Annotated in this window: 24 protein-coding genes and 2 tRNA genes; 16 read left to right on the top strand and 10 right to left on the bottom strand. The window is 65.2% G+C overall.

Going from position 1 to position 22,611, the window contains the following annotated elements; all coding sequences use genetic code 11:
• The first annotated feature begins 3 nt into the window (after window positions 1-3).
• The 4 genes from pstB to phoR are packed head-to-tail and all read left to right on the top strand — an operon-like array spanning window position 4 to window position 3,689.
• Window positions 4-852, top strand: coding sequence for a phosphate ABC transporter ATP-binding protein PstB (gene pstB, locus LIG30_RS16970; RefSeq protein WP_038713781.1), 849 nt, complete (start codon window positions 4-6; stop codon window positions 850-852).
• An 18-nt stretch (window positions 853-870) separates the two neighbouring features.
• Window positions 871-1,575 (top strand): phosphate signaling complex protein PhoU, encoded by a 705-nt coding sequence (gene phoU, locus LIG30_RS16975; protein ID WP_038713782.1) that lies wholly within the window; start codon window positions 871-873, stop codon window positions 1,573-1,575.
• A 34-nt stretch (window positions 1,576-1,609) separates the two neighbouring features.
• The gene (phoB, locus tag LIG30_RS16980; RefSeq protein ID WP_038713783.1) at window positions 1,610-2,311 is read left to right on the top strand and encodes a phosphate regulon transcriptional regulator PhoB; all 702 of its coding nucleotides are present in this window, start codon (window positions 1,610-1,612) and stop codon (window positions 2,309-2,311) included.
• A gap of 58 nt (window positions 2,312-2,369) precedes the next feature.
• Entirely contained in the window at window positions 2,370-3,689 is a 1,320-nt protein-coding gene (phoR, locus tag LIG30_RS16985; RefSeq protein WP_038713784.1) for a phosphate regulon sensor histidine kinase PhoR, read from the top strand.
• Window positions 3,690-3,848: 159 nt separating this feature from the next.
• Here phoR and ppk1 read toward each other — a convergent pair whose 3' ends face one another.
• The gene (gene ppk1, locus LIG30_RS16990; protein WP_038713785.1) at window positions 3,849-5,912 is read right to left on the bottom strand and encodes a polyphosphate kinase 1; all 2,064 of its coding nucleotides are present in this window, start codon (window positions 5,910-5,912) and stop codon (window positions 3,849-3,851) included.
• A 276-nt stretch (window positions 5,913-6,188) separates the two neighbouring features.
• On the opposite strand from ppk1, the gene ppx reads away from it, so the two are divergent.
• Window positions 6,189-7,703, top strand: a complete 1,515-nt coding sequence (gene ppx / locus LIG30_RS16995; protein WP_038713786.1) for an exopolyphosphatase — start codon at window positions 6,189-6,191, stop codon at window positions 7,701-7,703.
• Window positions 7,704-7,751: 48 nt separating this feature from the next.
• Here ppx and LIG30_RS17000 read toward each other — a convergent pair whose 3' ends face one another.
• Together LIG30_RS17000 and LIG30_RS17005 are read right to left on the bottom strand one after the other, a co-directional pair.
• Window positions 7,752-8,177 carry a hypothetical protein gene (locus LIG30_RS17000; protein ID WP_038713787.1) on the bottom strand — a complete coding sequence of 142 codons (426 nt, stop codon included), beginning with the start codon at window positions 8,175-8,177 and terminating at the stop codon, window positions 7,752-7,754.
• 138 nt (window positions 8,178-8,315) lie between these two features.
• Window positions 8,316-8,392 (bottom strand) — tRNA-Pro (locus tag LIG30_RS17005).
• A gap of 115 nt (window positions 8,393-8,507) precedes the next feature.
• On the opposite strand from LIG30_RS17005, the gene sixA reads away from it, so the two are divergent.
• Window positions 8,508-8,969, top strand: a complete 462-nt coding sequence (sixA, locus tag LIG30_RS17010; protein ID WP_038713961.1) for a phosphohistidine phosphatase SixA — start codon at window positions 8,508-8,510, stop codon at window positions 8,967-8,969.
• A 150-nt stretch (window positions 8,970-9,119) separates the two neighbouring features.
• Window positions 9,120-9,926, top strand: coding sequence for a GNAT family N-acetyltransferase (locus LIG30_RS17015; protein WP_038713788.1), 807 nt, complete (start codon window positions 9,120-9,122; stop codon window positions 9,924-9,926).
• 225 nt (window positions 9,927-10,151) lie between these two features.
• Here LIG30_RS17015 and LIG30_RS26825 read toward each other — a convergent pair whose 3' ends face one another.
• Complete coding sequence (locus LIG30_RS26825; protein WP_160326707.1) at window positions 10,152-10,322, bottom strand: DUF2207 domain-containing protein; 171 nt, start codon at window positions 10,320-10,322, stop codon at window positions 10,152-10,154.
• Between the two features lie 146 nt (window positions 10,323-10,468).
• Here LIG30_RS26825 and LIG30_RS27020 point away from each other — a divergent pair, with 146 nt between their 5' ends.
• Complete coding sequence (locus LIG30_RS27020; protein WP_200929698.1) at window positions 10,469-10,642, top strand: hypothetical protein; 174 nt, start codon at window positions 10,469-10,471, stop codon at window positions 10,640-10,642.
• Between the two features lie 22 nt (window positions 10,643-10,664).
• Here LIG30_RS27020 and LIG30_RS17025 read toward each other — a convergent pair whose 3' ends face one another.
• The 4 genes from LIG30_RS17025 to LIG30_RS17040 all read right to left on the bottom strand — a co-directional run bounded on the left by LIG30_RS17025 (window position 10,665) and on the right by LIG30_RS17040 (window position 14,243).
• Entirely contained in the window at window positions 10,665-12,053 is a 1,389-nt protein-coding gene (locus tag LIG30_RS17025; protein WP_038713791.1) for an MATE family efflux transporter, read from the bottom strand.
• Window positions 12,054-12,063: 10 nt separating this feature from the next.
• Window positions 12,064-12,384: a DUF2288 domain-containing protein gene (locus tag LIG30_RS17030; RefSeq protein WP_038713963.1), complete on the bottom strand. Its 321-nt coding sequence runs from the start codon at window positions 12,382-12,384 to the stop codon at window positions 12,064-12,066.
• Between the two features lie 99 nt (window positions 12,385-12,483).
• The gene (locus tag LIG30_RS17035) at window positions 12,484-13,215 is read right to left on the bottom strand and encodes a peptidoglycan DD-metalloendopeptidase family protein (RefSeq protein WP_038713793.1); all 732 of its coding nucleotides are present in this window, start codon (window positions 13,213-13,215) and stop codon (window positions 12,484-12,486) included.
• 116 nt (window positions 13,216-13,331) lie between these two features.
• Window positions 13,332-14,243 (bottom strand): aldose epimerase family protein, encoded by a 912-nt coding sequence (locus LIG30_RS17040; protein WP_038713794.1) that lies wholly within the window; start codon window positions 14,241-14,243, stop codon window positions 13,332-13,334.
• Window positions 14,244-14,733: 490 nt separating this feature from the next.
• Here LIG30_RS17040 and LIG30_RS17045 point away from each other — a divergent pair, with 490 nt between their 5' ends.
• The 7 genes from LIG30_RS17045 (at window position 14,734) to LIG30_RS17070 (ending at window position 20,142) form a co-directional block, all read left to right on the top strand.
• The gene (locus tag LIG30_RS17045) at window positions 14,734-15,564 is read left to right on the top strand and encodes an undecaprenyl-diphosphate phosphatase (RefSeq protein WP_038713796.1); all 831 of its coding nucleotides are present in this window, start codon (window positions 14,734-14,736) and stop codon (window positions 15,562-15,564) included.
• A gap of 111 nt (window positions 15,565-15,675) precedes the next feature.
• Window positions 15,676-15,752, top strand: a tRNA-Arg gene (locus LIG30_RS17050).
• A 315-nt stretch (window positions 15,753-16,067) separates the two neighbouring features.
• A complete protein-coding gene (locus tag LIG30_RS26830) occupies window positions 16,068-16,211 on the top strand; it encodes a hypothetical protein (RefSeq protein ID WP_160326708.1) in 144 nt (47 codons plus the stop codon).
• Window positions 16,212-16,738: 527 nt separating this feature from the next.
• Window positions 16,739-18,142: a porin gene (locus tag LIG30_RS17055; protein ID WP_235510328.1), complete on the top strand. Its 1,404-nt coding sequence runs from the start codon at window positions 16,739-16,741 to the stop codon at window positions 18,140-18,142.
• Window positions 18,142-18,699, top strand: coding sequence for an FMN-binding protein (locus LIG30_RS17060; protein ID WP_235510329.1), 558 nt, complete (start codon window positions 18,142-18,144; stop codon window positions 18,697-18,699). The genes LIG30_RS17055 and LIG30_RS17060 overlap by 1 nt, the downstream gene beginning before the upstream one ends.
• Window position 18,700: 1 nt before the next feature.
• Complete coding sequence (locus LIG30_RS17065) at window positions 18,701-19,651, top strand: FAD:protein FMN transferase (RefSeq protein WP_051995064.1); 951 nt, start codon at window positions 18,701-18,703, stop codon at window positions 19,649-19,651.
• Window positions 19,648-20,142, top strand: a complete 495-nt coding sequence (locus tag LIG30_RS17070) for a hypothetical protein (protein WP_152986135.1) — start codon at window positions 19,648-19,650, stop codon at window positions 20,140-20,142. The genes LIG30_RS17065 and LIG30_RS17070 overlap by 4 nt, the downstream gene beginning before the upstream one ends.
• An 87-nt stretch (window positions 20,143-20,229) precedes the next feature.
• Here the strand turns inward: LIG30_RS17070 and LIG30_RS26480 are convergent, their stop codons facing one another.
• A complete protein-coding gene (locus tag LIG30_RS26480) occupies window positions 20,230-20,514 on the bottom strand; it encodes a hypothetical protein (RefSeq protein ID WP_152986136.1) in 285 nt (94 codons plus the stop codon).
• Window positions 20,515-20,584: 70 nt separating this feature from the next.
• On the bottom strand, window positions 20,585-21,799 hold the full coding sequence (hmpA, locus tag LIG30_RS17075) for an NO-inducible flavohemoprotein (RefSeq protein ID WP_038713799.1): 1,215 nt from the start codon (window positions 21,797-21,799) through the stop codon (window positions 20,585-20,587).
• A gap of 279 nt (window positions 21,800-22,078) precedes the next feature.
• Here hmpA and LIG30_RS26485 point away from each other — a divergent pair, with 279 nt between their 5' ends.
• Window positions 22,079-22,291 carry a hypothetical protein gene (locus LIG30_RS26485; protein ID WP_152986137.1) on the top strand — a complete coding sequence of 71 codons (213 nt, stop codon included), beginning with the start codon at window positions 22,079-22,081 and terminating at the stop codon, window positions 22,289-22,291.
• Window positions 22,292-22,611: the final 320 nt, after the last annotated feature.

The following is a 22,611-nucleotide window of genomic DNA, read 5'->3' on the forward strand; positions in this document are numbered from 1 at the left end:
CCGATGAATATGGCAGAGAGCCACCTGAACCCCATCGAACGCGCCGCGGCACCGGCCGGTACGCATGACGCGCCGGACGGCCATTCGCTCGCGCCGCTGAACGCGAAGATCGAGGTCAACAACCTCAACTTCTTCTACAACAAGTTCCATGCGCTGAAGAACGTCAACATGCGCATTCCGGAAGGAAAGGTGACGGCGTTCATCGGCCCGTCCGGCTGCGGCAAGTCGACGCTGCTGCGCACGTTCAACAAGATGTACGCGCTCTATCCGGAGCAGCGCGCCGAAGGCGAGATCCTGATGGACGGCGAGAACCTGCTGACGACGAAGCGCGACATTTCGCTGCTGCGCGCGCGGATCGGCATGGTGTTCCAGAAGCCGACGCCGTTCCCGATGTCGATCTACGACAACATCGCGTTCGGCGTGAAGATGTTCGAAAAACTCACGCGCTCGGAGATGGACGATCGCGTCGAGTGGGCGCTGACGAAGGCGGCGTTGTGGGCCGAGGTGAAGGACAAGCTGAACCAGAGCGGCTACGGCCTCTCGGGCGGCCAGCAGCAGCGTCTGTGCATCGCGCGCGGCATCGCGATTCGTCCGGAGGTGCTGCTGCTCGACGAGCCGTGCTCGGCGCTCGACCCGATTTCGACGGGCCGCATCGAAGAGCTGATCGCGGAGCTGAAGAACGACTACACGGTCGTGATCGTCACGCACAACATGCAGCAGGCCGCGCGCTGCTCGGACTACACTGCGTACATGTACCTTGGCGAGCTGATCGAGTTCGGCGAGACCGAGAAGATCTTCATCAAGCCCGTGCGCAAGGAAACAGAAGACTACATTACCGGCCGGTTCGGCTGATGACGGAGAAATGCAACCATGCCGGATAAACATTTGTCGAGCCAGTTCGACGCCGACCTGAATGCGGTGTCGTCGAGGGTGCTGGAGATGGGCGGGCTCGTCGAGGCGCAGATCACCGATGCGATGCAGGCGCTCAACGAGTTCGACCGCAACGCGGCCGACCGCGCGATCGCGATCGAGGAACGCCTGAACGCGATGGAAGTCGAGATCGACCAGGAGTGCGGCAACATCATCGCGCGCCGCCAGCCGGCCGCGCGCGACCTGCGCTTGCTGATGTCGATCTCGAAGACGATCACGAACCTCGAGCGCGCCGGCGACGAAGCGGAAAAGATCGCGAAGCGCGTGCGCCGCCTGATCGACGAGCCGATCTCGCGCACGGTCAACATCGCCGAGATCAAGGTGTCCGGCGAGATGGCCGTGGCGATCCTGCGCCGCGCGCTCGACGCGTTCGCGCGCCTCGACACGGTCGCGGCCGCGCAGATCGTCAAGGACGACAAGGAGATCGACCAGGAATTCCGCGCGTTCGTGCGCAAGCTCGTGTCGTACATGCAGGAAGACCCGCGCACGATCTCGGTCGGCCTCGAATATCTGTTCATCGCGAAGGCGATCGAGCGGATCGGCGACCATGCGAAGAACATCGCCGAATTCATCATCTACATCGTGAAGGGCACCGACGTGCGGCACCAGCCGCGCGATACGCTCGATCGTGAAGCCAATAGTTAACGCGTCATACGTTCAAGACGGACAAGAGGTCCCGATGCCCAGCAACATTCTCGTCATCGAAGATGAACCCGCGATTTCCGAACTGATTTCGGTGAATCTTCAGCATGCGGGACATTGCGCGATCCGCGCATACAACGCGGAGCAGGCGCAAAGCCTGATCAGCGACGTGCTGCCCGATCTCGTGCTGCTCGACTGGATGCTGCCGGGCAAGTCCGGCATCGCGTTCGCGCGCGACCTGCGCAACAACGAGCGGACCAAGCACATCCCGATCATCATGCTGACCGCACGCGGTGACGAACAGGACAAGGTGCTGGGTCTCGAGATCGGCGCGGACGACTACGTGACGAAGCCGTTCTCGCCGAAGGAATTGATGGCGCGCATCAAGGCCGTGCTGCGCCGCCGTGCGCCGCAGCTGACCGAGGACGTCGTGGCGATCAACGGGCTGCGCCTCGATCCGGCGACGCATCGCGTCGCCGCGCAATCGGAAGGCAGCGAGATCAAGCTCGATCTCGGCCCGACCGAATTCCGTCTGCTGCATTTCTTCATGACCCACCCGGAGCGCGTGCACAGCCGCACGCAGCTGCTCGACCAGGTGTGGGGCGATCACGTGTTCGTCGAGGAGCGCACCGTCGACGTTCACATCAAGCGGCTGCGCGCAGCGCTCAAGCCGGCCGGCTGCGATGCTATGATCGAAACGGTCCGCGGCAGCGGCTACCGCCTCGCGAAACACGCGTGACGCAGCCGCGGTGCATCGTGCGCCGCGGCAGGCTTTTCCTTTTTTCGGACGCTGAATCATGAACATCATCTGGGCGCGCTTTCTGGTGTCGCTCGTGCTGCTCGTGCTGCTCAGCGTACTGATCGGCGTATTCGCGGGGCTGACGGCCGGCCTCGCATTCGCGCTGGTCATGCTGGTCGCGCAGGGCTTTTTCAGCACCTTCCATACGCAGCGCCTGTGGCGCCTGCTCGACGCGCCCGTCTACGGCGAAGTGCCGAGCGCACCGGGCATCTGGGGCGAAATCTACTACCGGCTGCACAAGCTCGCGAAGCAGTGGCACGCACAGGTGCGCCAGGTCGAGCAGCAGCATTCGCGCTTCATCCAGGCCATCCAGGCGTCGCCGAACGGCGTCGCGATGCTCGACGACCACGACCAGATCGAGTGGTGCAACGCGATCACCGAGGTGCACCTCGGCGTCGATTCGAAGCGCGACCTGCGCCAGCACATCACGAACCTGGTGCGGCATCCGGATTTCATCCGCTACCTGAATTCGCAGCATTACGACGAGACGCTCGTGATGCACGGCATGGGCACTGCGCGGCAGAACGTGGTGGCCGTCCAGGTGTTTCCGTACGGCGAGAACCGCAAGCTGCTGCTGACGCAGGACATCACCGAGCTGGAACGCACCGACGCGATGCGGCGCGACTTCGTCGCGAACGTGTCGCACGAGCTGAAGACGCCGCTTACCGTGCTGTCGGGCTTCCTCGAAACGATACGCGAGCTGCCGCTCGGCGAGGACGAGCGCGCCCGCTATCTCGACCTGATGGAACAGCAGGCGTCGCGGATGCGGCACATCGTGACCGATCTGCTCGTGCTCGCGAAGCTCGAAGGCGACAGCAGGCCGAGCGCGGACAGCATGGTCGACATGCGGGCCGTGTTCGACCATCTGCGCGACGACGCGGCCACGCTGTCGAACGGCCATCACCAGATCACGTTCTCGGTCGACGAGACACTGGCGGTCACGGGCGCGCAAACGGAGATCTTCAGCGCATTCGCCAATCTCGTCACGAATGCGATCCGCTATACGCCGGAGGGCGGCAAGATCGCGGTCGCGTGGCGGCGCGACGGCGCGCAGTCGGTGTTTTCGGTGACGGACAGCGGGCTCGGCATTCCTTCGTCGGACCTGCCACGCCTCACCGAGCGCTTCTACCGGGTGGACCGCAGCCGCTCGCGCGACACCGGCGGCACGGGGCTCGGCCTCGCGATCGTCAAGCACGTGCTGCAGCGCCACGACGCGCACTTGCAGATCCAGAGCGAAGAAGGGCGCGGCAGCATGTTTGCGGCGCGTTTCCCGGCGCAGCGGACGGTTCGCTACAACCCGGCGGCGTTCGAGGCGTAAGCCGGCGCGCACTGGCGTGACGGCGGGCTGTCCGGCCCGTGCGGGCCTGCCTGATTCGGCGGCCGGATACGAAAAAGCGCAGCCTGGAGGGCTGCGCTTTTCGCTTGAGCGGGCGGGCCGGCGCGGCTGCTTGCGTGCGCCGGCCTCGTGCTGCTCGATTCAGGTACAGAACTTCGCGAGCAGGCCGAGCTGCGCGCTGCGCTTCGTCCTGGTCGCGCGCCGACGCTTGTAGTGGCCGTCGCTCTGCATCAGCCATGCGGACTGGTTGTCGCCGAGGCACGCGGACAGGCCTTCCGCGATCACGCGGCGCTTCAGCTTGCGCTCGCGGATCGGGAACGCGACTTCGACGCGGCGGAACAGGTTGCGATCCATCCAGTCGGCGCTCGACAGGTAGACGTTCTCGGCGCCGTTCGCGTGGAAATAATAGATGCGGTGGTGCTCGAGAAAGCGGCCGATGATCGAGCGCACCGTGATGTTCTCCGACAGGCCCGGCACGCCCGGCTGCAGCGCGCAGACGCCGCGCACGATCAGGTCGACCTTCACGCCCGCCTTCGACGCGTCATACAGCGCCGCGATCACGGACGGCTCGAGCAGCGCGTTCATCTTCGCGACGATGCGCGCGCGCTTGCCCGCAAGCGCGTTGTCGGTCTCGGCGCGAATCGCGTCGATGATGCGCGGGTGCAGCGTGAACGGCGACTGCCACAGCTCGTGCAGCTTGAGTTCGCCGCCGATGCCGGTCAACTGCTGGAACACGTGGTGCACGTCCTCACAGATCGCCGGGTCGGCGGTCATCAGGCCGTAGTCGGTATAGAGGCGCGCGGTGCGCGGATGGTAATTGCCGGTGCCGAGGTGGACGTAGCGCTTGAGCGACGCCTTGCCGTTGCGCACGACGCGCCGCACGATCAGCATCATCTTCGCGTGGCACTTGTGGCCGACGACGCCGTAGACGACGTGCGCGCCCACCGCTTCGAGCTGCGACGCCCAGTTGATGTTGGTTTCCTCGTCGAAGCGCGCAAGCAGCTCGACGACTACCGTGACTTCCTTGCCGTTGCGCGCCGCTTCCATCAGCGCGTCCATCAGCGGCGAATCGGTGCCGGTGCGGTAGATGGTCTGCTTGATCGCGACGACGCTCGGGTCCTTCGCGGCCTGCTGCAGCAGTTCGAGCACCGGCTGGAAGCTTTCGTACGGGTGGTGCAGCAGGATGTCGCGGTCGTCGATCGCGTCGAACATCGTCGACGCGTTCGCGATCACGGGCGGGATCGACGGCGTATACGGCGGAAACTTCAGGTCCGGACGGTCGACGAGATCCGGCAATTGCATGAGCCGCACCAGGTTGACCGAGCCGATCACCCGGTAGCAGTCTTTCTCGCCGAGTCCGCTCTCGTCGAGCAGGCGCCGCAGCAGGTGCGGTGGCGTGTCGGCGGACACTTCGAGGCGCACCGCGTTGCCGAGGTGGCGCGCGGGCAGTTCGCCCTGCAGCGCGATGCGCAGGTTGGTGATTTCGTCCTCGTCGACGAGCAGTTCGCTGTTGCGCGTGATGCGGAACTGATTGCAGCTCTTCACCACGAGCTGCGGGAACAGCTCGCCGACGAAGCGCTGCATGAACGAGCTCAGCAGCACGAAGCCGTGCTCGAAGCCGGACAGCGCCTGCGGCATGCGCACGAGGCGCGGCAGCGCGCGCGGCGCCTGCACGATCCCCATGACCGCCTGGCGGCCGAACGCGTCGCGGCCTTCCAGCTCGACGACGAAGTTCAGGCTCTTGTTGAGCACGCGCGGGAACGGGTGCGCGGGATCGAGGCCGATCGGCGTCAGCACCGGCAGCAGCTCGTCGTAGAAGTAGCGCCGCGCCCATTCGACCTGCGACTCGTTCCACGTGTCGCTGCTGTGGAAATAGATGCCTTCCTGTTCGAGCGCCGGCAGCACGGTGTCGTGCAGCATCGTGTATTGCCGGTGCACGAGCCGCTGCGCGCGCTCGACGACCAGCTGGTAGACATGCTGCAGCGACATGCCGTCCGGCGCGAGGGCGCCGGGGTCGTCGCGCATCTGCTCCTGCAGCCCGGCCATCCGGACTTCGAAGAATTCGTCGAGATTGCTGCTCGTGATGCAGATGAAGCGCAGGCGCTCGAGAAGCGGGACGTTCGGGTCGGCGGCTTGCGCGAGCACGCGCTCGTTGAAGCCGAGGATACCCAGCTCACGGTTCAGAAGCGGATAGCGGACGGACATCGGGACAGAAGGCGGAAGGTCTGGCGAAGACTCGAAGGGACGCTCGGAAACTCTCACAGTGCGATGACGTGCAAATGACGGTGTTTGTACTTTGTTGTTCAATTCTACGCTGGAAACCCTTTCGTCTCATAAATGATTCCCCTATATACAATCTCATAACGGTCATGTTTGCCGAATGTGACACCGGCAGGCGATCAGCGCTTAAAATGTCGCCTTTGATTGACCGCCCCGCGGCAGCCGAATGCTGCGGGTGAATGCGCACGGAGCTCCCCTCAGATGGTTACTTCCCCCCACTTGCTGGCTGCCGTGGATCTAGGCTCGAACAGCTTCCGGCTGATCGTCGGGCGGGTCGAGGAGACGGCCGCAGGCAGCCAGATCTATCCTGTCGACGCGCTGCGCGAGTCGGTGCGGCTGGCTGCCGGGCTGTCGAGCGACAAGATGCTCGACCGTGCGTCGCAGGAGCGTGGCTGGGATGCGCTCAAGCGCTTTGGCGAGCGGCTGCGCGACTTCCACCCGGATCACGTGCGGGCCGTGGCGACCAATACGCTGCGCGTCGCGAAGAACTCAGACGAATTTCTCGGCGAGGCCCAGGCGGCGCTCGGTTTTCCGATCGAAGTGATCGCGGGCCGCGAAGAGGCCCGCCTGATTTATGCCGGCGCCGCGCATTCGGTGCCCGCCAGTTCCGGCAAGCGGCTCGTCGTCGACATCGGCGGCGGTTCGACCGAATTCATCATCGGCTCGCATTACACGCCGCTCGTGATGGAGAGTCTCTACATCGGCTGCGTGAGCCACAGCCGCGCGTTCTTTCCGGCGGGCAACGTCGACGAATACACGATGCGGCAGGCGGAGCTCGCCGCGAAGCGCGAAATCCAGATCATTTCGAGCGAATACAAGAAGGCCGGCTGGGATCAGGCGATCGGCTCTTCCGGCACCGCGCGCGCGCTCGCCGAGCTCGTCGAGGCGAACGGCTTCAACGACACCGGCGTGTCGCACGGCATTTCGCGCGGCGGTCTCGAGCGCCTCAAGCGCGCGCTGATCAAGGCCGAGAACGTGAACCGCCTGAAGCTCGTCGCGCTGAAGCCCGATCGCATTCCGGTGCTGGCGGGCGGGCTGTCGATCATGCTCGCGGTGTTCGAGGAGCTCGGCGTCGACTATGTGGACACGACCGACGGCGCGCTGCGTCTCGGCGTGCTGTACGACCTGCTGGGCCGCACGCAGCACGAGGACATGCGTGCCGTGACCGTCGAGGGCTTCACGCGCCGCTACGGCGTCGACCGCGCGCAGGCCGGACGGATCGGCGCGCTCGCGACGCGCTTCTACGACCAGCTCGAGGAGCCGGACCCCGAGCGCCGCGAGGAGTGCCGGATGTTCGTCGGCTGGGCGGCGGCGCTGCACGAGATCGGTCTGTCGATTTCACACAGCGCATACCACAAGCATTCGTCGTACATCGCGAGCAACGCGGACATGCCGGGCTTTTCGCGGACCGACCAGGCGCGGCTCGCCGCGCTCGTGCTCGGCCATGCGGGCAAGCTCGGCAAGCTGTCCCAGGCGCGCGAAGTCGAATGGCCGCTGTTGTTCTGCCTGCGGCTCGCCGCGCTACTGTGCCGGCGCCGTACCGATGCCGGCCTGCCGGAGATTTCCATTGCCGGGATGAAGAAGGGCGGCTACGAGGTGCGCCTGCCGAACGCATGGGTCGAGCAGAATCCGCTGACCGACTACAGTCTCAGCCAGGAAGCCGCCGAGTGGGAGAAGGTCGGCATTCCGTATCGCGTGGTGTACACGAGCGCGTGATCCGCATGCGCAGGCCGGGGCGGCCGCGCGCTGCCCGGCCGTACGCGCTCACTCCGACGCGCAGACGATCGCGGTCAGGAACGGAAACGCTTCCTTGACCGTCGCGTCGCTGCCGGCCTTGCGAACTTGCGCCTCGACCGCGCTCTTCGTGCCCCTGACCACGACGCCGTACGCCCACTCGCCGATGGGCGTACCGGTGCCGTGCCGGAAGACCGGATCGTTTGCCTGAAAGCCGAGCACGACATAGACGCCGAAGCCATAGGCGGTGAGCGGGTGTGTCGTGTGAAACGCGTTGACCGAATTCGCCTCGACGTGCATCGGTTCCGGATTGATGTCACCTGCGGCGAGCAGCGGCGCGACGAACGCGTGGCCGTTCGAGTGGCAATCGAGTGCGTCGTCGACCGATTTCGCGCACGCGATGCCCGGTGTGATCAGCGCTGCGCCGAGCAGTGCGGCGTGAAGAGCGTTTTTCATGCGGTGGTGGCGGTTGTTGCGGGGTATTATCACCCGTTCCGGCGCATCCTGCGGAACGGGCGGCGGGGCGGAGTCGATGCCGCGCGCAACAAGCAAAGGGGCTATAAGCCGGATGGCTTATAACCCCTTTATGTTCCTTGGTCGGAGCGATAGGATTCGAACCTACGACCCTCTGATCCCAAATCAGATGCGCTACCAGGCTGCGCTACGCTCCGAGGAATCGAGGATTCTATCGTTGAACGACTGTTTCGGTCAATCGAATTGTGCATCATGCGTGCCGGTACGCGCGCGGGCCGGCGACTTTCGGTTGAGTGGGTGGAGGAAATGACCATGATGAATCTGATCTTGTGGCGCCACGCGGAAGCGGAAGACTACGCGGCGACCGATCTTGCCCGCCAGTTGACGCCGCGCGGGCGCAAGGACGCGCAGGCGGTCGCAAAATGGCTGCGCAGCCGGCTGGAGAACAACTGCGCGATTCTCAGCAGCCCGGCGGCGCGCACCGTGCAGACCGTCGAGGCGCTGAGCGACCAGTACCGCACCGTCGACGCGCTGGCGCCCGGCGCGGATGTCGACGACGTGCTGGCGGCGGCCGGCTGGCCGGACGGCATTGCGCCGACGGTCGTGATCGTCGGTCACCAGCCGACGCTCGGCAGCGTCGCGGCGCGCCTGATCGCCGGCAGCGACGACAGCTGGACCGTCAAGAAAGGCGGCGTGGTGTGGCTCGCGAGCCGCACGCGGGAGGGCAACCATCAGGCGATCCTGCGCGCGGTGATCTCGCCCGATCTCGTTTGATTGGCATTGGTCAGATCTTTTTTCGGTCTTTCTGCTAAAGTCAAATCGGCGACACGTCATTGAAAGGACACCGTTTTGCCACGTAAGCGTCACGGCCGGTTACTACATTGGCGAGCATGTCGTTTCCTTCCTTACGACCAGGAAAGCCTAATGCGAGATCTGCCGACGCCCACGCTCCCCTTTGCCTCGCTGCCCCTCGACTCGGCGCGCCGCCATCTGCCGCGTGCGTCTGAAACCGTCACGTCGGAGTATCGATTGCGCGCCGCGTGGGCGCGCACGGAAGACGAACTGCGCGAGGCGCAGCGCCTGCGCTACAGTGTGTTCGCGGAAGAGATGGGCGCGCAGCTCAGCGGTCCCGCCGGTCTCGACGTCGATTCGTTCGACGCGTACTGCGACCACCTGCTGGTGCGCGACCTCGATACCCTCAAGGTCGTCGGCACCTACCGCGTCCTGCCGCCGCACCAGGCCGCCCGTGTCGGCCGGCTGTATGCGGAAGGCGAATTCGACCTGTCGCGCCTCACGCACCTGCGCAGCAAGATGGTCGAGGTGGGCCGCTCGTGCGTCCACCGCGATTACCGCAGCGGCGCGGTCATCATGGCGCTGTGGGGCGGCCTCGGCGCGTACATGATGCAAAACGGCTACGAGACGATGCTCGGCTGCGCGAGCGTGTCGATGGCCGACGGCGGCCACTATGCGGCGAACCTCTACCAGTCGCTGTCCGCGAACGCGCTGACGGCGCCGGAATATCGCGCATTCCCGCACACGGCACTGCCGGTCGACGAACTGCAGACCGGCACCGTCGTCGCGCCGCCGCCGCTCGTCAAGGGCTATCTGCGTCTCGGCGCGAAGATCTGCGGCGCGCCCGCGTGGGATCCCGACTTCAACTGCGCCGACTTCCTGACGCTGTTCCGCCTGTCGGACATCAACGCGCGCTACGCCCGCCACTTCCTCGGCTGAGCGTTGCGCCCGCGCCGGCTGCAGGCCGGCAAAGCGCCCGCCGCGCGGACTCGTGCCGCGCAGCGGGCGTTTCCTTGTCTTTTTCCGTCGATTCGAAAGCAGGGATCCGGTGCTGCGGACTGCCGCGACGCGACCGCGCTTCCGTGCCGCAAGCGCGCGTCGCATCACGCAGCGCGGCGCATTGCGCCGCGACGTGGCCGGAACGAGAGCGGCGACGCAGCCGGCTTAGTGCTTGCGCCGCCAGTCGAGCAGGTGGTGCTCCGCCATCCAGTGATGGATCATCCCTTCACCCTCGTGGGTCCGCTTGTATTCGCGCGACTCGAACACGGAGAGGGCGATCAGCACCATCAGGCCGATGAACAGGCCGATCAGGCCGGCGATTTCCTCAGTTGACATGGCAGCCTCCTTTCCACGGCACAGCGCCATCCTGTACATAGTAGGACATGCGCGGCACGACCTGAAACACGGAATTGGGCTAGACTCGGCGCGACCCGAACGCGCCCCGCTGCGGCCGGCGCTTCGTTTTGCAGGAGCAAGACTCGATGATGCGTTTCATGCTGGCCTTCGTGGCCGCGTCGATCCTCGCCGGATGTGCCGGCGACCCGAAACAGGCGCACCGCGGCCATCCGCCGCAGGACCCGGCCGATTACCACGGCGTGCCGACCGACATGACGCCCCCGCCGATGCTCGACGAAGCGCCGCCCGGCGCGAAGTAGGCGAGCGGCGCCGGAGGCTGCGCTAGGCGGCGTGCGCCGGCGACGGGCGGGGGGCTTCCTTGCCGATGTCCGCCGACAATCCCGGCAGGTAGCGCGCGAGCGTGGCGCCGCGCGCGGCCATGAACACCAGCAGCGCGAGCCAGAGGCCGTGGTTGCCGAGCGCACCGACGAGCATGAGCGTCGCCGCGACGTACGCCGCGAACGACGCGACCATCGCGCGCATCAGCGCGCGCGTCCGGGTCGCGCCGATGAACACGCCATCGAGCAGGAAGCCCCATACCGAGACGACGGGCGAGACCGCCGCCCATGGCAGATAGCGTGCGGCCAGCGCGCGGATCGCCGCCTGGTCGGTCAGGCGCGCGACGATCCAGCCGCCGGCGGCCCAGTAGACGAGCGCGAAGGCCAGCGCGCCGAGCACCGACCAGAACAGCGTGATGCGTACCGCCTGCCGGAACGCGGCGCGGTCGCGCGCGCCTGCCGCCGCGCCGACGAGCGCTTCGGCGGCATGCGCGAAGCCGTCGAGGCCGTATGCCATGAAGGTCTGGAAGTTCAGCAGCAGCGCATTCGCCGCGAGCGTCGCGTCGCCCTGCCGTGCGCCGAGATGGGCGAACCAGCCGAATGCGGTCAGCAGACACAGTGTCCGGATGAAGATGTCGCGATTCAGCACGACGAGGCGCTTGAGCGCCGCGCGGTCGGCGAGCGCGCGCAGCGCGAGCGGCGGCAACCCGCGCGGACGCAGGCGCCAGAGCATCCATGCGCCGAGCGCGAAGCCGCACGCGTCCGCGGTGGCGGTCGCCGCGCCGATGCCGGCGATGCCCCAGCCGAATCCGTACACGTAGAGCAGCACCGCGCCGATGTTCACCGCGTTGATGAACACCTGCGCGACGAGCGCGAGCCGCACGCGCTGCACGCCGAGCAGATAGCCGAGCACGACATAGTTCGCGAGCGCGAACGGCGCGGCCCAGATCCGTGTGTGGCTGTAGGCGAGCGCGGTCCCGCGCACCGCGTCGCTGCCGCCCAGCGCGGCGAGCGCGAACGAGACGAGCGGCGTCCGGAGCGCCAGCACCGCCGCGCCGAGCGCGAATGCGGCGGCGAGCGCGCGCAGCACGTTCAGCCGGATGCCGGCCGCGTCGCGGGCGCCGTGCGCCTGCGCGACGAGGCCCGTCGTGCCCATGCGCAGGAAGCCGAAGCCCCAGAACACGAAATTGAAGAACAGCCCGCCGAGCGCCACGCCGCCGAGATACTGCGCGCCGTCCAGATGGCCGGCGACGGCCGTATCGACTGCACCGAGAATCGGCTGGGTGAGATTGGCGAGGACGATCGGAAACGCGAGCGCGAGCACGCGGCGGTGTGTCACGGCTGCAGGCCTGGATTCGAGGCTCGGGGTGCCGGACGACACGGGGGCGGACATGCCGGACGGGTTACGCGCGTTCCTGCACGCAGATCCACGGCGACACGACGACCGCCCACAGCTCCGGGTTGCGCGCCGCGTAATCGCGCGCGGTATCGGCTTCCATCCGCGCGACGTGGCCGGCGGACAGCCATTGCGTGACCTGCGCGGTGTCGTCGCTGGCGATCGCTTCGGCGACGCTGACCAGATCGACGTCGCGCGCGACCGACAGCAGCTTGCCTTGCGCGAAGAAACGCTCCAGGTCGCACCAGTCGATCTTGGCGGTTTCGCCAAGGAGATTGACGTACAGCGGGCTATGCGACGCGCCCGCGGCGGATTCGTGTTCGGACATCGGATTCGTGAAATGACGGAATGACGGCATGTGGCGCCACTATAAACCATCCGGCGGCCCACGCCGCGCAATACGCGGGCGCGGGCGACGCGGCGGTGCTCAGCGGGCCGGCAGGTAGCGCGACGGGTCGATCGAGCGGCCGCCGTAGCGCAGCTCGAAGTGCAGCGCGGTGCGATCGTTGTCGGTGTCGCCCATCTCGGCGATCGTCTGCCCCTGCGTGACCGACTGGCCTTCCTTGACGAGCAGCGCGCGGTTGTGCGCGTACGCGGTCAGGTAATCCGCATTGTGCTTGAGGATGATCATGTTGCCGTAGCCGCGCAGCCCGTTGCCGGCGTAGACCACGACGCCCGGCGCGGCCGCGCTGACCGGCGTGCCGGCGGCGTTGGCGATGTCGATGCCCTTCGATTTCGTGCCGTCGAAGGTGCGTACCACGTTGCCGTTCGCCGGCCAGATCAGCGCGATGCCGGATGCCGGCTTCACCGACGGATCGGCGGACGCCGACGCCGAGGGGCGGCTTGCCGGGCCCGAACTCGCGCTTCCGCCCGCGCTCGCGCCGGCACGGCCGGCGCTGCCGGTGCCGATGCCCGACGACGCGGCGCCGGCCGGCGGCACGACGCGCAGCACCTGGCCGACTTCGATCGAATCGGGGTTGGCGATCCTGTTCCAGCGCGCGATGTTCTGCACCGGCTGACGATTGTCGCGCGCGATCTTGTAGAGCGTGTCGCCGCGTTCCACGCGGTAGTAGCCAGGACCGACGGGGGCGGAGCCGCACGCGGCGAGCAGGGCGGCGAACGATGCCGCGATGAGCCGTCTCGTTGTTGTTCCGAACATTGAACCTCGCAAAGCCCTGCCGTGCGCGGCAGGTGACACAAAACGTCTGATTTTAACGGGTTCGACGTGCGGCCCGCAGATTGGTTGCAAGAAGCATCCGGACGGCGAGCGGTGTGTCAGTCCGCGAGCGGGGTGACGCGCAGGCGCAGCGCGGCGGTTTCGGTCGCGCCGGGCGCGAGCCAGCGCAGGCCGAGCCCGTTGTGAATCGCATCGGGCAGGCCGAGCCACGGCTCGACGCAGTAGAAGTCGGACGCCGGCGTTTCCGTCCAGGTCGTGACCGCGTACCACGGAATCGAGCCCGGCACGTCGAGCGCGATGTCGATCGTGCGGCGGCGGCCCGGCATCACGATCCGGACCGGCGTCGTCGGCGTGCCGTCCAGGCAGTGGAAGCGGTCGCCAATGCGCGCGTCGTCGAGCGCGTAGCGCGGGTCGCCCGCCTCGGCGGCGCTGATCGAGCCGTCGGCGAGCTGCTGGCGGCGGTGCGTTGGCGGCAGCTCCAGCGTCGTCTGTCCGCGCTCGGCGTGCGGCAGCGCGAAGTAGAAGTGATGGCCGGCGTAGTAGGGCAGCGGCGTGTCGCCGGGATTCGAGGTCGTCAGCGCGACCTCGAGCGTGCGTGCGTCGACGAGGCGATACGTGACCTCGAAGCGGAACGCGAACGGATAGCCCGCGTGCAGCGCGTCGCCGCTGCCGAGCGTCATCGTGAGCGCCGTGCCGTCCGCGGACGGCTGCGCCGCGAACGGCAGGTTGCGGGCGAAGCCATGCATCGGCAGGTCGCGGATCACGCCCGACGCATCGCGCCAGCGGCCGATCTCGCCATCCACCCGGTGACGGCCGAGGAACGGGAACAGCAGCGGATTGCCGCCGCGCACGCGCGCGAGATTGCTCCAGTCGGCCGCGTCGGGCCAGAAGATCACCGGCTCGCCGTCGACGTGCCAGGACAGCAGGCGGGCGCCGAACTGCGGGGCGATCCGGATCAGCGACGAACCGGCGTGAAGTTCGTGAATCTCGTGTTGCTGGAAGATCGGCATGACGAATCGGGCTGGTGGGTGGCAGGGGATCGCCGGATGGCGCAGCGCCATTATCGTGCGGCTTGCGCGTCGGGGAAAACCCCTTCTCGGGAAATCGCGGGTATGACAGGAAAGTGACCGTGGCGATAATGCATTCGACCGGTCATCCTGCTTGTCCGGGCGTGATATTTCGAGGAGAGCGCATGGATCTGGCAATGGCGATGGGTCTCACATTGTTCGGGATGTTTACCGGCAGCACGGTGCTTTTCTTCTATCACCTCGGCCGCTGACAGCAAAGCTGGCCCGAATACACAAAGCCCGCCTTCAAATGGCGGGCTTTTTGCTTTCTTGTCGCTTACAAGTGGCGTGCACTTGTGTACGTGTCCGCCAAATTGCCGCAAATGCCTTGGCGCGGTCATGCCTGCTCGGCATAATCAGGGCGCGCTTTTCGGACGACGCGACGCATCGTCCGCATTGTTTCCCGCTTAACCTCCGTTAAAAGGACAGACGCGTGAGCCTCTGGTTTCTGGTATTCCTGAGCGTCCTGCAGGGCGTAACCGAACTCTTTCCTGTCAGCAGTCTCGGCCATACGTTGCTCGTGCCGGCGCTGTTCGGCATGCATATCGACAAGCACGCACCGCAACTGCTGCCGTTCCTCGTCGCGCTCCACCTCGGCACGGCGGTCGCGCTGCTGTGGTACTTCCGTGCGCGCTGGGTCGAGCTGGTGCGCGGCTTTTTCGCGTCGCTTGCCGGCCGGCACAATGACGAAGGCCATATGATGTGGGCGCTCATCATCGGCACGATTCCCGCAGGCCTGGTCGGGCTGCTGCTCGAAAAGCGCATCGAGCGCGTGTTCCACGATCTGCGCATCGTGGCCGTCGCGCTGATCGTCAACGGCGTGCTGCTGTGGATCGGCGATCGCCTGCAGCGCAGCCGCGCGCATCGTCCGCCCGAGAAGCTGACGTTCCGGCAGGCGTTCTTCGTGGGGCTCGCGCAGGTGGGCGCGCTGATTCCGGGCTTCTCGCGCAGCGGCCTGACGATGATTGCCGGCAACGCGGCAGGGCTGACCGCCGAGAAAGCGGCGGAATTCTCGTTCCTGCTCGGCACGCCGATCATTTTCGCGGCCGGGGTGCTGGAGCTGCCGAAGCTGTTCCGTGCGCCCGGCCAGCTCGGCGACGCGCTGCTCGGCGGCGTGCTGACGGCGGTGGCGGCGTATCTGAGCGTGCGTTTCCTGATGCGTTACTTCGAAGGGCGCGGCCGTCTGGCCGCGTTCGGCGTGTATTGCGCACTCGCCGGGCTGCTGTGCCTCGGCTGGTTCATGTTCAACCCGCAGCCGGTGTGATCGTGAGCGCCGATCTCGCGTGACGATCGGGTATAATTTCGGGCTCGGTATTTGCCGGGCCCGTTTTGCTTCTGTCGCGGCCCGTGCAGGGCCGATGTCCCCATCCCCAAACCGCCCTTAGCTCAGCTGGATAGAGCAACGGCCTTCTAAGCCGTAGGTCACACGTTCGAGTCGTGTAGGGCGGGCCAGTAAAATCAAACGGTTACTGCGTTTTTCGCCACCCGTCCCAATCCTTCACGGTCGAGCGTTTCGCGCAATCGGTCCCTAGTCGCGAGCGTTTCAGCGAGCAATTCAAGCGCACGTCCAAGTTGAAATCGTAGAGCGGATCTTCACATCGCGTGACTCGTCATCGAGGATCGCGGGCCGGTCGCCGCGCTGTTCAATGCGCGCTCGTTTCAGTACCTCGGCCGCCTGTCTTACTCGCTGTACATGGGACATGCGGTACTGAAACCTTCATTTTCCGCGTTGACGCTGAACGCGCGCATTTGCCGGAAGCGCGGGCGTTGATCGTCGCCGCCTTTGTCACTGTTTTTCTCATGCTCGCGCATGTCCTCCATGAGCGCATGGAAGCACCTTGTCGTGCGCGCTTCTACGGCTGGTCCATGCGGTTCCGGGGTGATGTGCCGCACGAAGCGGCGGTCAATTGAAGCGCCTCCGGTCAGGCCAGGATACCGTTGGCATGCGGTCTTTTTCAGCTCTTGTTCTGTTACTGACGAAGGAGCGCGTCCGTACGAGCGCTCGCCATTGCCTCGAACTGACGCCGACCGGAAAGATTTACGCATCAATTACACAGACAAATAAGAAAGCAATTCGCAATAAACATTACGAAATGCATGCGTAAGTTGATGATTGCAAACAAGAATTGTTTGCAGTAGCATTCGCACACGAAAATCAATCTCATTACAGAAAATGACAAACACGACAATCATGGAGACCTTCGCAACGAGTCGGCGGACGGCCGGCTCGCCCTATCGACCTCGCGTCTGACCTTCGCGCACGTCCGGCCCCGGTCTCTCGACGGCCGATCCGCCCACGTGCGCTGACTGCATCCGGGTACTCATCTCGTCTGTCGGTTCACCCACGGACGAGGCCCTGTTTCGCCCTAAAAAAACGTCGTGCCGATTTATCAATCCTCGTCCGGATCATCATGCATCGCCCTTTCCCGACTCGTTCTTTGACTGCGATCGCCGCCGCCGCCGCGCTCGTCGTTTCGCCGCTCGCGCAGGCAGCGGCGCCTGCTTCGGCACAGAGGCTCGAAGCCAAACTCGATCAGATGGCTCAGCAATTGCTGGAAATGCGCAGCGAACTTACCCAGCTGAAGCAGGAAAACACGCAGCTCAAGGCGCAGCAGCAGCAACAGGCGCAAACCACGCAGCAGACTGCCGCCGATCAGGCCACGCTCAAGAGCCAGGTCGACGCGACCAGCCAGTCCGTGCAAACGGCATTGGCGAAACCGTCTCCGCTCGACAACCTGAACCTCTGGGGCTACGGCGAGCTGTACTATTCGCGCCCGACGCGGCAGTCCGAGAACACGCGCGCCGATCTTGCTCGCGGCGTGTTCGGCATCGGCTACCAGTTCGACGACAAGACCCGCTTCAACTCGGAATTCGAAATCGAGCATGGCGTGACGTCATCGAGCGATCCGGGCGAATTCGAAGTCGAGCAGTTCTACGTCGATCACAAGTTCACCGATTCGCTGTCGGGCAAGGCCGGTCTCTTCCTGATCCCGGCGGGCCTCATCAACGAGAATCACGAGCCGACCAATTTCTACGGCGTGACGCGCAACTTCGTCGAGACGCTGATCATCCCGAGCACGTGGCGCGAAGGCGGTCTTGCGCTATCCGGCGACACGACATTCGGTCTCGGCTGGAGTGCGGGCGTGACGACCGGCCTCGATCTCTCCAAGTGGAACTTCACGCCGACTACGCCGCTGTACACCTCCGCACTGGAGATGCAGAACAACGCGATCGCGCCGATGCAGGCCACCCATCAGGAGATGGCGCTCGCGAATGCGCAGAAGCTGTCGGGTTTCGTGGCGCTGAACTATCGCGGCGTGCCGGGCCTGACGGTGGGGGGCAGCGTGTTCAACGGCGGCGCCGTGAAAGCGACGCCCGACATGGGCAGCAGCCAGCGTGTGACGCTGTACGAAGCGCATGCCCGCTATCAGCCGGGACCGTGGGATCTGTCGGCGCTGTACGCACACGGCAGTTTCTCGCACACGGCCGAAGCGAACGCATCCGCCGCCGCGACCGCGGCGGCGAACGGACAGAGCCTGACCAATCCGATGCCGGCCAGCTTCTACGGCTGGTATCTGCAGGCCGCGTACAACGCGCATGTCGGCGGCTACCGCCTCGCGCCGTTCGTCCGCTATGAGAAGTACAACATGGCCGCGAGCTATGAAGGTGTCGGAGCGGGATTCTCGATGCCGGACGGCTTCGCGGTACCGCATGACACCGTGTACACAGTCGGCGCCAATTTCTACCTGAATTCGAACGTCGTATTCAAGGTCGACTATCAACGCTTCAGGATCAACCGCGACTTCTCGCGTGTCGATCTGGGCCTCGGAGTGCAATTCTGATGAACCAGAACAAATCTCACTGGATGCCGTTGGTGACGCTCGCCGCGGCTGCAGGCATCACGCCGACGGTCGTGTTCGGCGCCGACTACTTGTCGGTCACGCAAGCGCAGAAGGCGATGTTTCCGGATGCGACGGCATTCGTCGCGCAACCCGTTGCGCTGACGGACGAACAGCGCAAGGCGCTGTCCGCGCAGGCCGGCACGCGCGTCAACCCGGCGCAGTGGAACGTCTTCGCCGCGAAATCCGGCGAGACGTTGCTGGGTTACGTGATCACCGACGCGGTCATCGGCAAGTTCCAGCTGATCAATTACGCGGTCGCGTTCGGCACGGACGGCGCCATTCGCGACATGGAAATCCTCTCCTACCGCGAAGAGCACGGTGGCGAAGTGCGCACGCGTGCGTGGCGCAAGCAGTTCGAAGGCAAGACCGGTGCCGCGCCGCTGCAGCTCGGCATGGACATCCAGGGCATCAGCGGCGCAACGATGTCGTGCTCGCACGTGACTGAAGGCGTCAAGCGGATCGCGACCTACGTCCAGATGGTCCTTGCAAGGAAGTGAATTGATCGACGGATCCGCCGACCTCCGGCACCCGGGCCTGCTGCGCAGGGCGAAGCCGCTGCTCGGCACGCTCGTCGATATCGGCATCGCCGCGACCGACGCCGATATCGCGCTGGCGGCCGCCAATGCCGCGTTCGCCGAAATAGGCGACGTGCACCGGCTGATGAGCTTTCACGAACCGTCGAGCGACCTGAGCCGCATCAATCGCGCCGTGCCGGGCGAACCGGTCGTGGTCGATCCGCGCACGGCCGACGTGCTTCGGCTCGCGCTCGAGATGCACGCAGCATCGGGGGGCGCATTCGATTGCACGATCGCGCCGGTGCTGATGCGTCATGGCTTGCTGCCGTTCGTGGACGGCCGGGAATTCGACGTGCCGCGCCAACCGTTCGACGAACGGCCCTGCAACCCGGGCGACCATGCATCGGGCCACGCGCGCGCATTCGCCGTCGATGGCTGCACGGTGACGAAGCAGCGCGATTGCCTGATCGATCTCGGCGGGATCGCCAAGGGATACGCGGTCGATTGCGCGATCGACGCAATCATGATGCTCGCCGACGCGCGCGGACACCGTCTCGGGAGCGTGCTGGTCAATGCCGGCGGCGATCTCCGCTTTCACGGGACGGACGCGATCACGATCCGGCTGCGCGACCTCGACGATCCCGCGCAGTTGACCGGCATCGTCGAGATTTCCGGCGGCGCGCTGGCCAGTTCGTCGACGCGCGGCCTGGACGGACTCGCGCGCCAGGTGTCAGCGCTGATCGATCCGCTCGCCGGAAGGCCTCTCCCAATGGGAGCCGGCGTGACTGTCGCGGCGCCGACCTGCGCGATCGCGGACGCGCTGACCAAAGTGGCGCTGGCCACCGGCGATTCCGCCCACCCCGTATTTGCGCGTTATGGCGCATCCGTCGTGCGCTTGTGCGCGCAACGCGCTTCTCTTTACGGAACATCATGAAGCAGCCGACCCACCTACCGTCCCGAGCGTTCGGGCCCATGCTTGCGTCGCATTCGCGCTGGACGCTGTACCTGCTGACCGCGCTGCTGGTCGTGACGGGATCCGCCTGGTTGTTCGCCCATTACGGGCGTCAGGACGATGCGTTGCCGAGCCCCGTCGAACCCTGGTCGATGAAGATCCACGGAGCGGCCGCGATGATCGCCATTTTTGCCATTGGCACAATGGTTCACAGACACGTGCTGCCGGGCTGGCGAATGCGGCGCAACCGTGTCGTCGGCATCGCGATGTGCATCGCGCTGGGTCTGCTCGCCGTGACGGGCTACGGGCTCTACTATTTCGACGGCGAAACGCCGCGACGGATCGCGGAGCAGCTGCACTGGGGCGCCGGCTTCCTGCTTCCGTCGGTGTTTGCGACCCACGTCGTCGTGGCTCGAATGGCCCGTCGCCGGAAACGGGTTCCGTCACGTCCCGTCGCCGCTCGAGCTGAATAGCGCATGTATCGCGCCCGCCGTCCCGCCTCGGGAATAAGCGGCCCACCGCGCGCGTTAACTGTACGTACCGCTCGCCGCCGAACGAATTCATGCCGTCACCCGTGCAGGCGGGTTGTCGTTTTTTCCGGAGGCTGTTCCGGCCGGCGTGTTCGTGCACAACCTCGCGCCGGGTGCGCTGGCGTGTCGATCTGCTATCTCGGTGCGGGCATGAATGCGACGATCGGCCGGTATCGCCGTGCCGAAAGCGGAGGGCGTGCAGGACATCGTCGACGTCGTCGCAAGGGCGAAACACAGGATCCCGATCTTTCCGTTGATCGAGACCGCGCGAGGGATGCGGTCGGCGGTGGAGACCGCGAACTGCTTCGTCGACAATGACTGCCCGCATTACCGGGAAGCGTCAAAGGTTTCATCCCCCTGCGGACGCTTCCCGCAGGCGTTCCGCTTATTCGGCGAACAGGTCCGGGCCGAACACTTCGTAGTGGATACGCGATTCGTGAATGCCCAGGTCCTTCAGTGCATCATGCTGCATGCGCATGAACGGGATCGGGCCGCAGATGTAGTAATCGGCGTCGGACAACAGAATCGCGTCCCTGATCGCCTTCACATCGACGAATCCGGCGTGATCGTAGTCTTGCCCCTTCACATCCTGGGGTAGCGGATCGTCGTAAAACACGACCAGATTGAAATTGACATGCGTTTTCGCCGTTTCGCGCAGTCGGTCACGCATCGCGTGAACGCCGCTGTTACGCGCACCGTGTACGAACACGACCCGCCGCTGCGGATCCTGTATGGCCTTTTTCAGCATGCTGATCATCGGGGTCAATCCCACGCCGCCGCTGATCAGTACGAGTGGCGTCCTCGCGTTCACGTCGATATGGAACGTGCCATACGGCGCAGCCAGCCTGACTTCGTCACCCACATCGACATGATCGTGCAGCAGGCATGAAACGTAGCCCGGCGGCTGTTGTGCGCCGCCGCCTTCGCGCTTCACCGAGATTCGGTAGCTGCGGCCATTCGGCATGTCGGACAGGCTGTACTGCCGAATCTGCTGTAGCCCCAGCGCGGGCACGTCGATCGAGAGGCTGATGTATTGCCCGGGTTCGAAGTTCTCGACCGGGCCGCCATCAGCAGGTTCGAGGATGAAGGACGTGATCACGTTGCTTTCGGGCCGCTTCTCGCGAACGACAAAGGCGCGCCAGCCGGTCCATCCGCCCAACTGCGCCGTGGAACGCTCATACAAATCGCTCTCCATCCCCATCAGGACATCGGCCAGATTCCCGTAGGCTTGCGCCCATGCGGAAATGATCTCGTCGGTCGCGGCGTCGCCCAACACTTCCTTGATCGCGGCCAGCAGGTGTTCCCCGACGACAGGGTATTGCTCAGGGCGTACGCCCAGACTTGCATGCTTGTTGGCGATGTTCTTCAGGACGGCCATCAGGCTGCCGGGATCCTCGATATTTTCCGCATACGCGTAGACCGCACGCGCCAGTGCCTGTTGCTGCTGGCCCTGTTCCTGATGGGCCATGTTGAACACGTTCTTCAGTTCAGGATGGGCTACGAACAGGCGCTTGTAGAAGCACTTGATGATGTCGTAACCGTGCTGGGCCAGAACAGGTGCGGTGGCCTTTACGATGTCCTTGGTTTTCTGCGTCAGCATGAGCTTCTCCTTTGCGGGATCGGGAACACGTCCGTTCAAGTCTAGGTGACAGACCGTCTGCGCACGGCGGCGCAACGCAAATCAATGCGTGGGGCACGGTTGGCTGGCATGCGCTCGCGGCACGCCGCGGCGTTGTGCATTAAGATGCGACGCTTGTAGGAAAATTTCACGCAAGTTTGATATGGCGCCAATTTAACCGCGTCACTCCGGCGAGCACGCGCGTTGTGCGGAAGTACCACCTGGTCAGAAAGTTTTGGTAGGAAGATGGAGCGTTTTTTCATGCGTCGGGCAAGCGCGATCGGCTATTTGCTTGCTCGTCGCCGGCAGTTGGTGGAGAAGATGGACGCCGGGATGCGTGGCGACGCCGAGTTCAACGGGAACAAGGAAATCGCGCGGCTCGACCGTCTGGTGCTCGACGTGCGGGCGGGGCGGATTCGCGCATTCCGGCTCGACGAACCCGAATCGATCGAGATCATCGTCACGACGGATTAGCACTGTCCAGAGCAAGCGGACGTTTCAGGCGCGGAACGGGAAATTGTCCTGGCTGCGCTTGAGCGACGCGAGCGAACATCGAGGGCGATGGCTCGCCAGCCTGGGCCAGCCCGATTCCCCAGGCAGGGCGCGACCGGCCACGCACGGAGTAAAGATTTCTTCAGGCGTGTCGATATACGGCATTGAAGTAAAGTCAGGTCGCGTGCCAGGCTCACTGCCAACCTTTAGCGATGCTTGCCTTCCCGCCTGCGAAGCAATGTCGGGATAGCTAAATCAACTGAAGAAAGCCATTCCATCGAGCGGTCGCCGAACTTCGCGGA

Origin of the sequence: Burkholderia sp. lig30 (genome assembly GCF_000687455.2) — a bacterium.
In the GTDB taxonomy this organism is placed as follows: Bacteria; Pseudomonadota; Gammaproteobacteria; order Burkholderiales; family Burkholderiaceae; genus Burkholderia.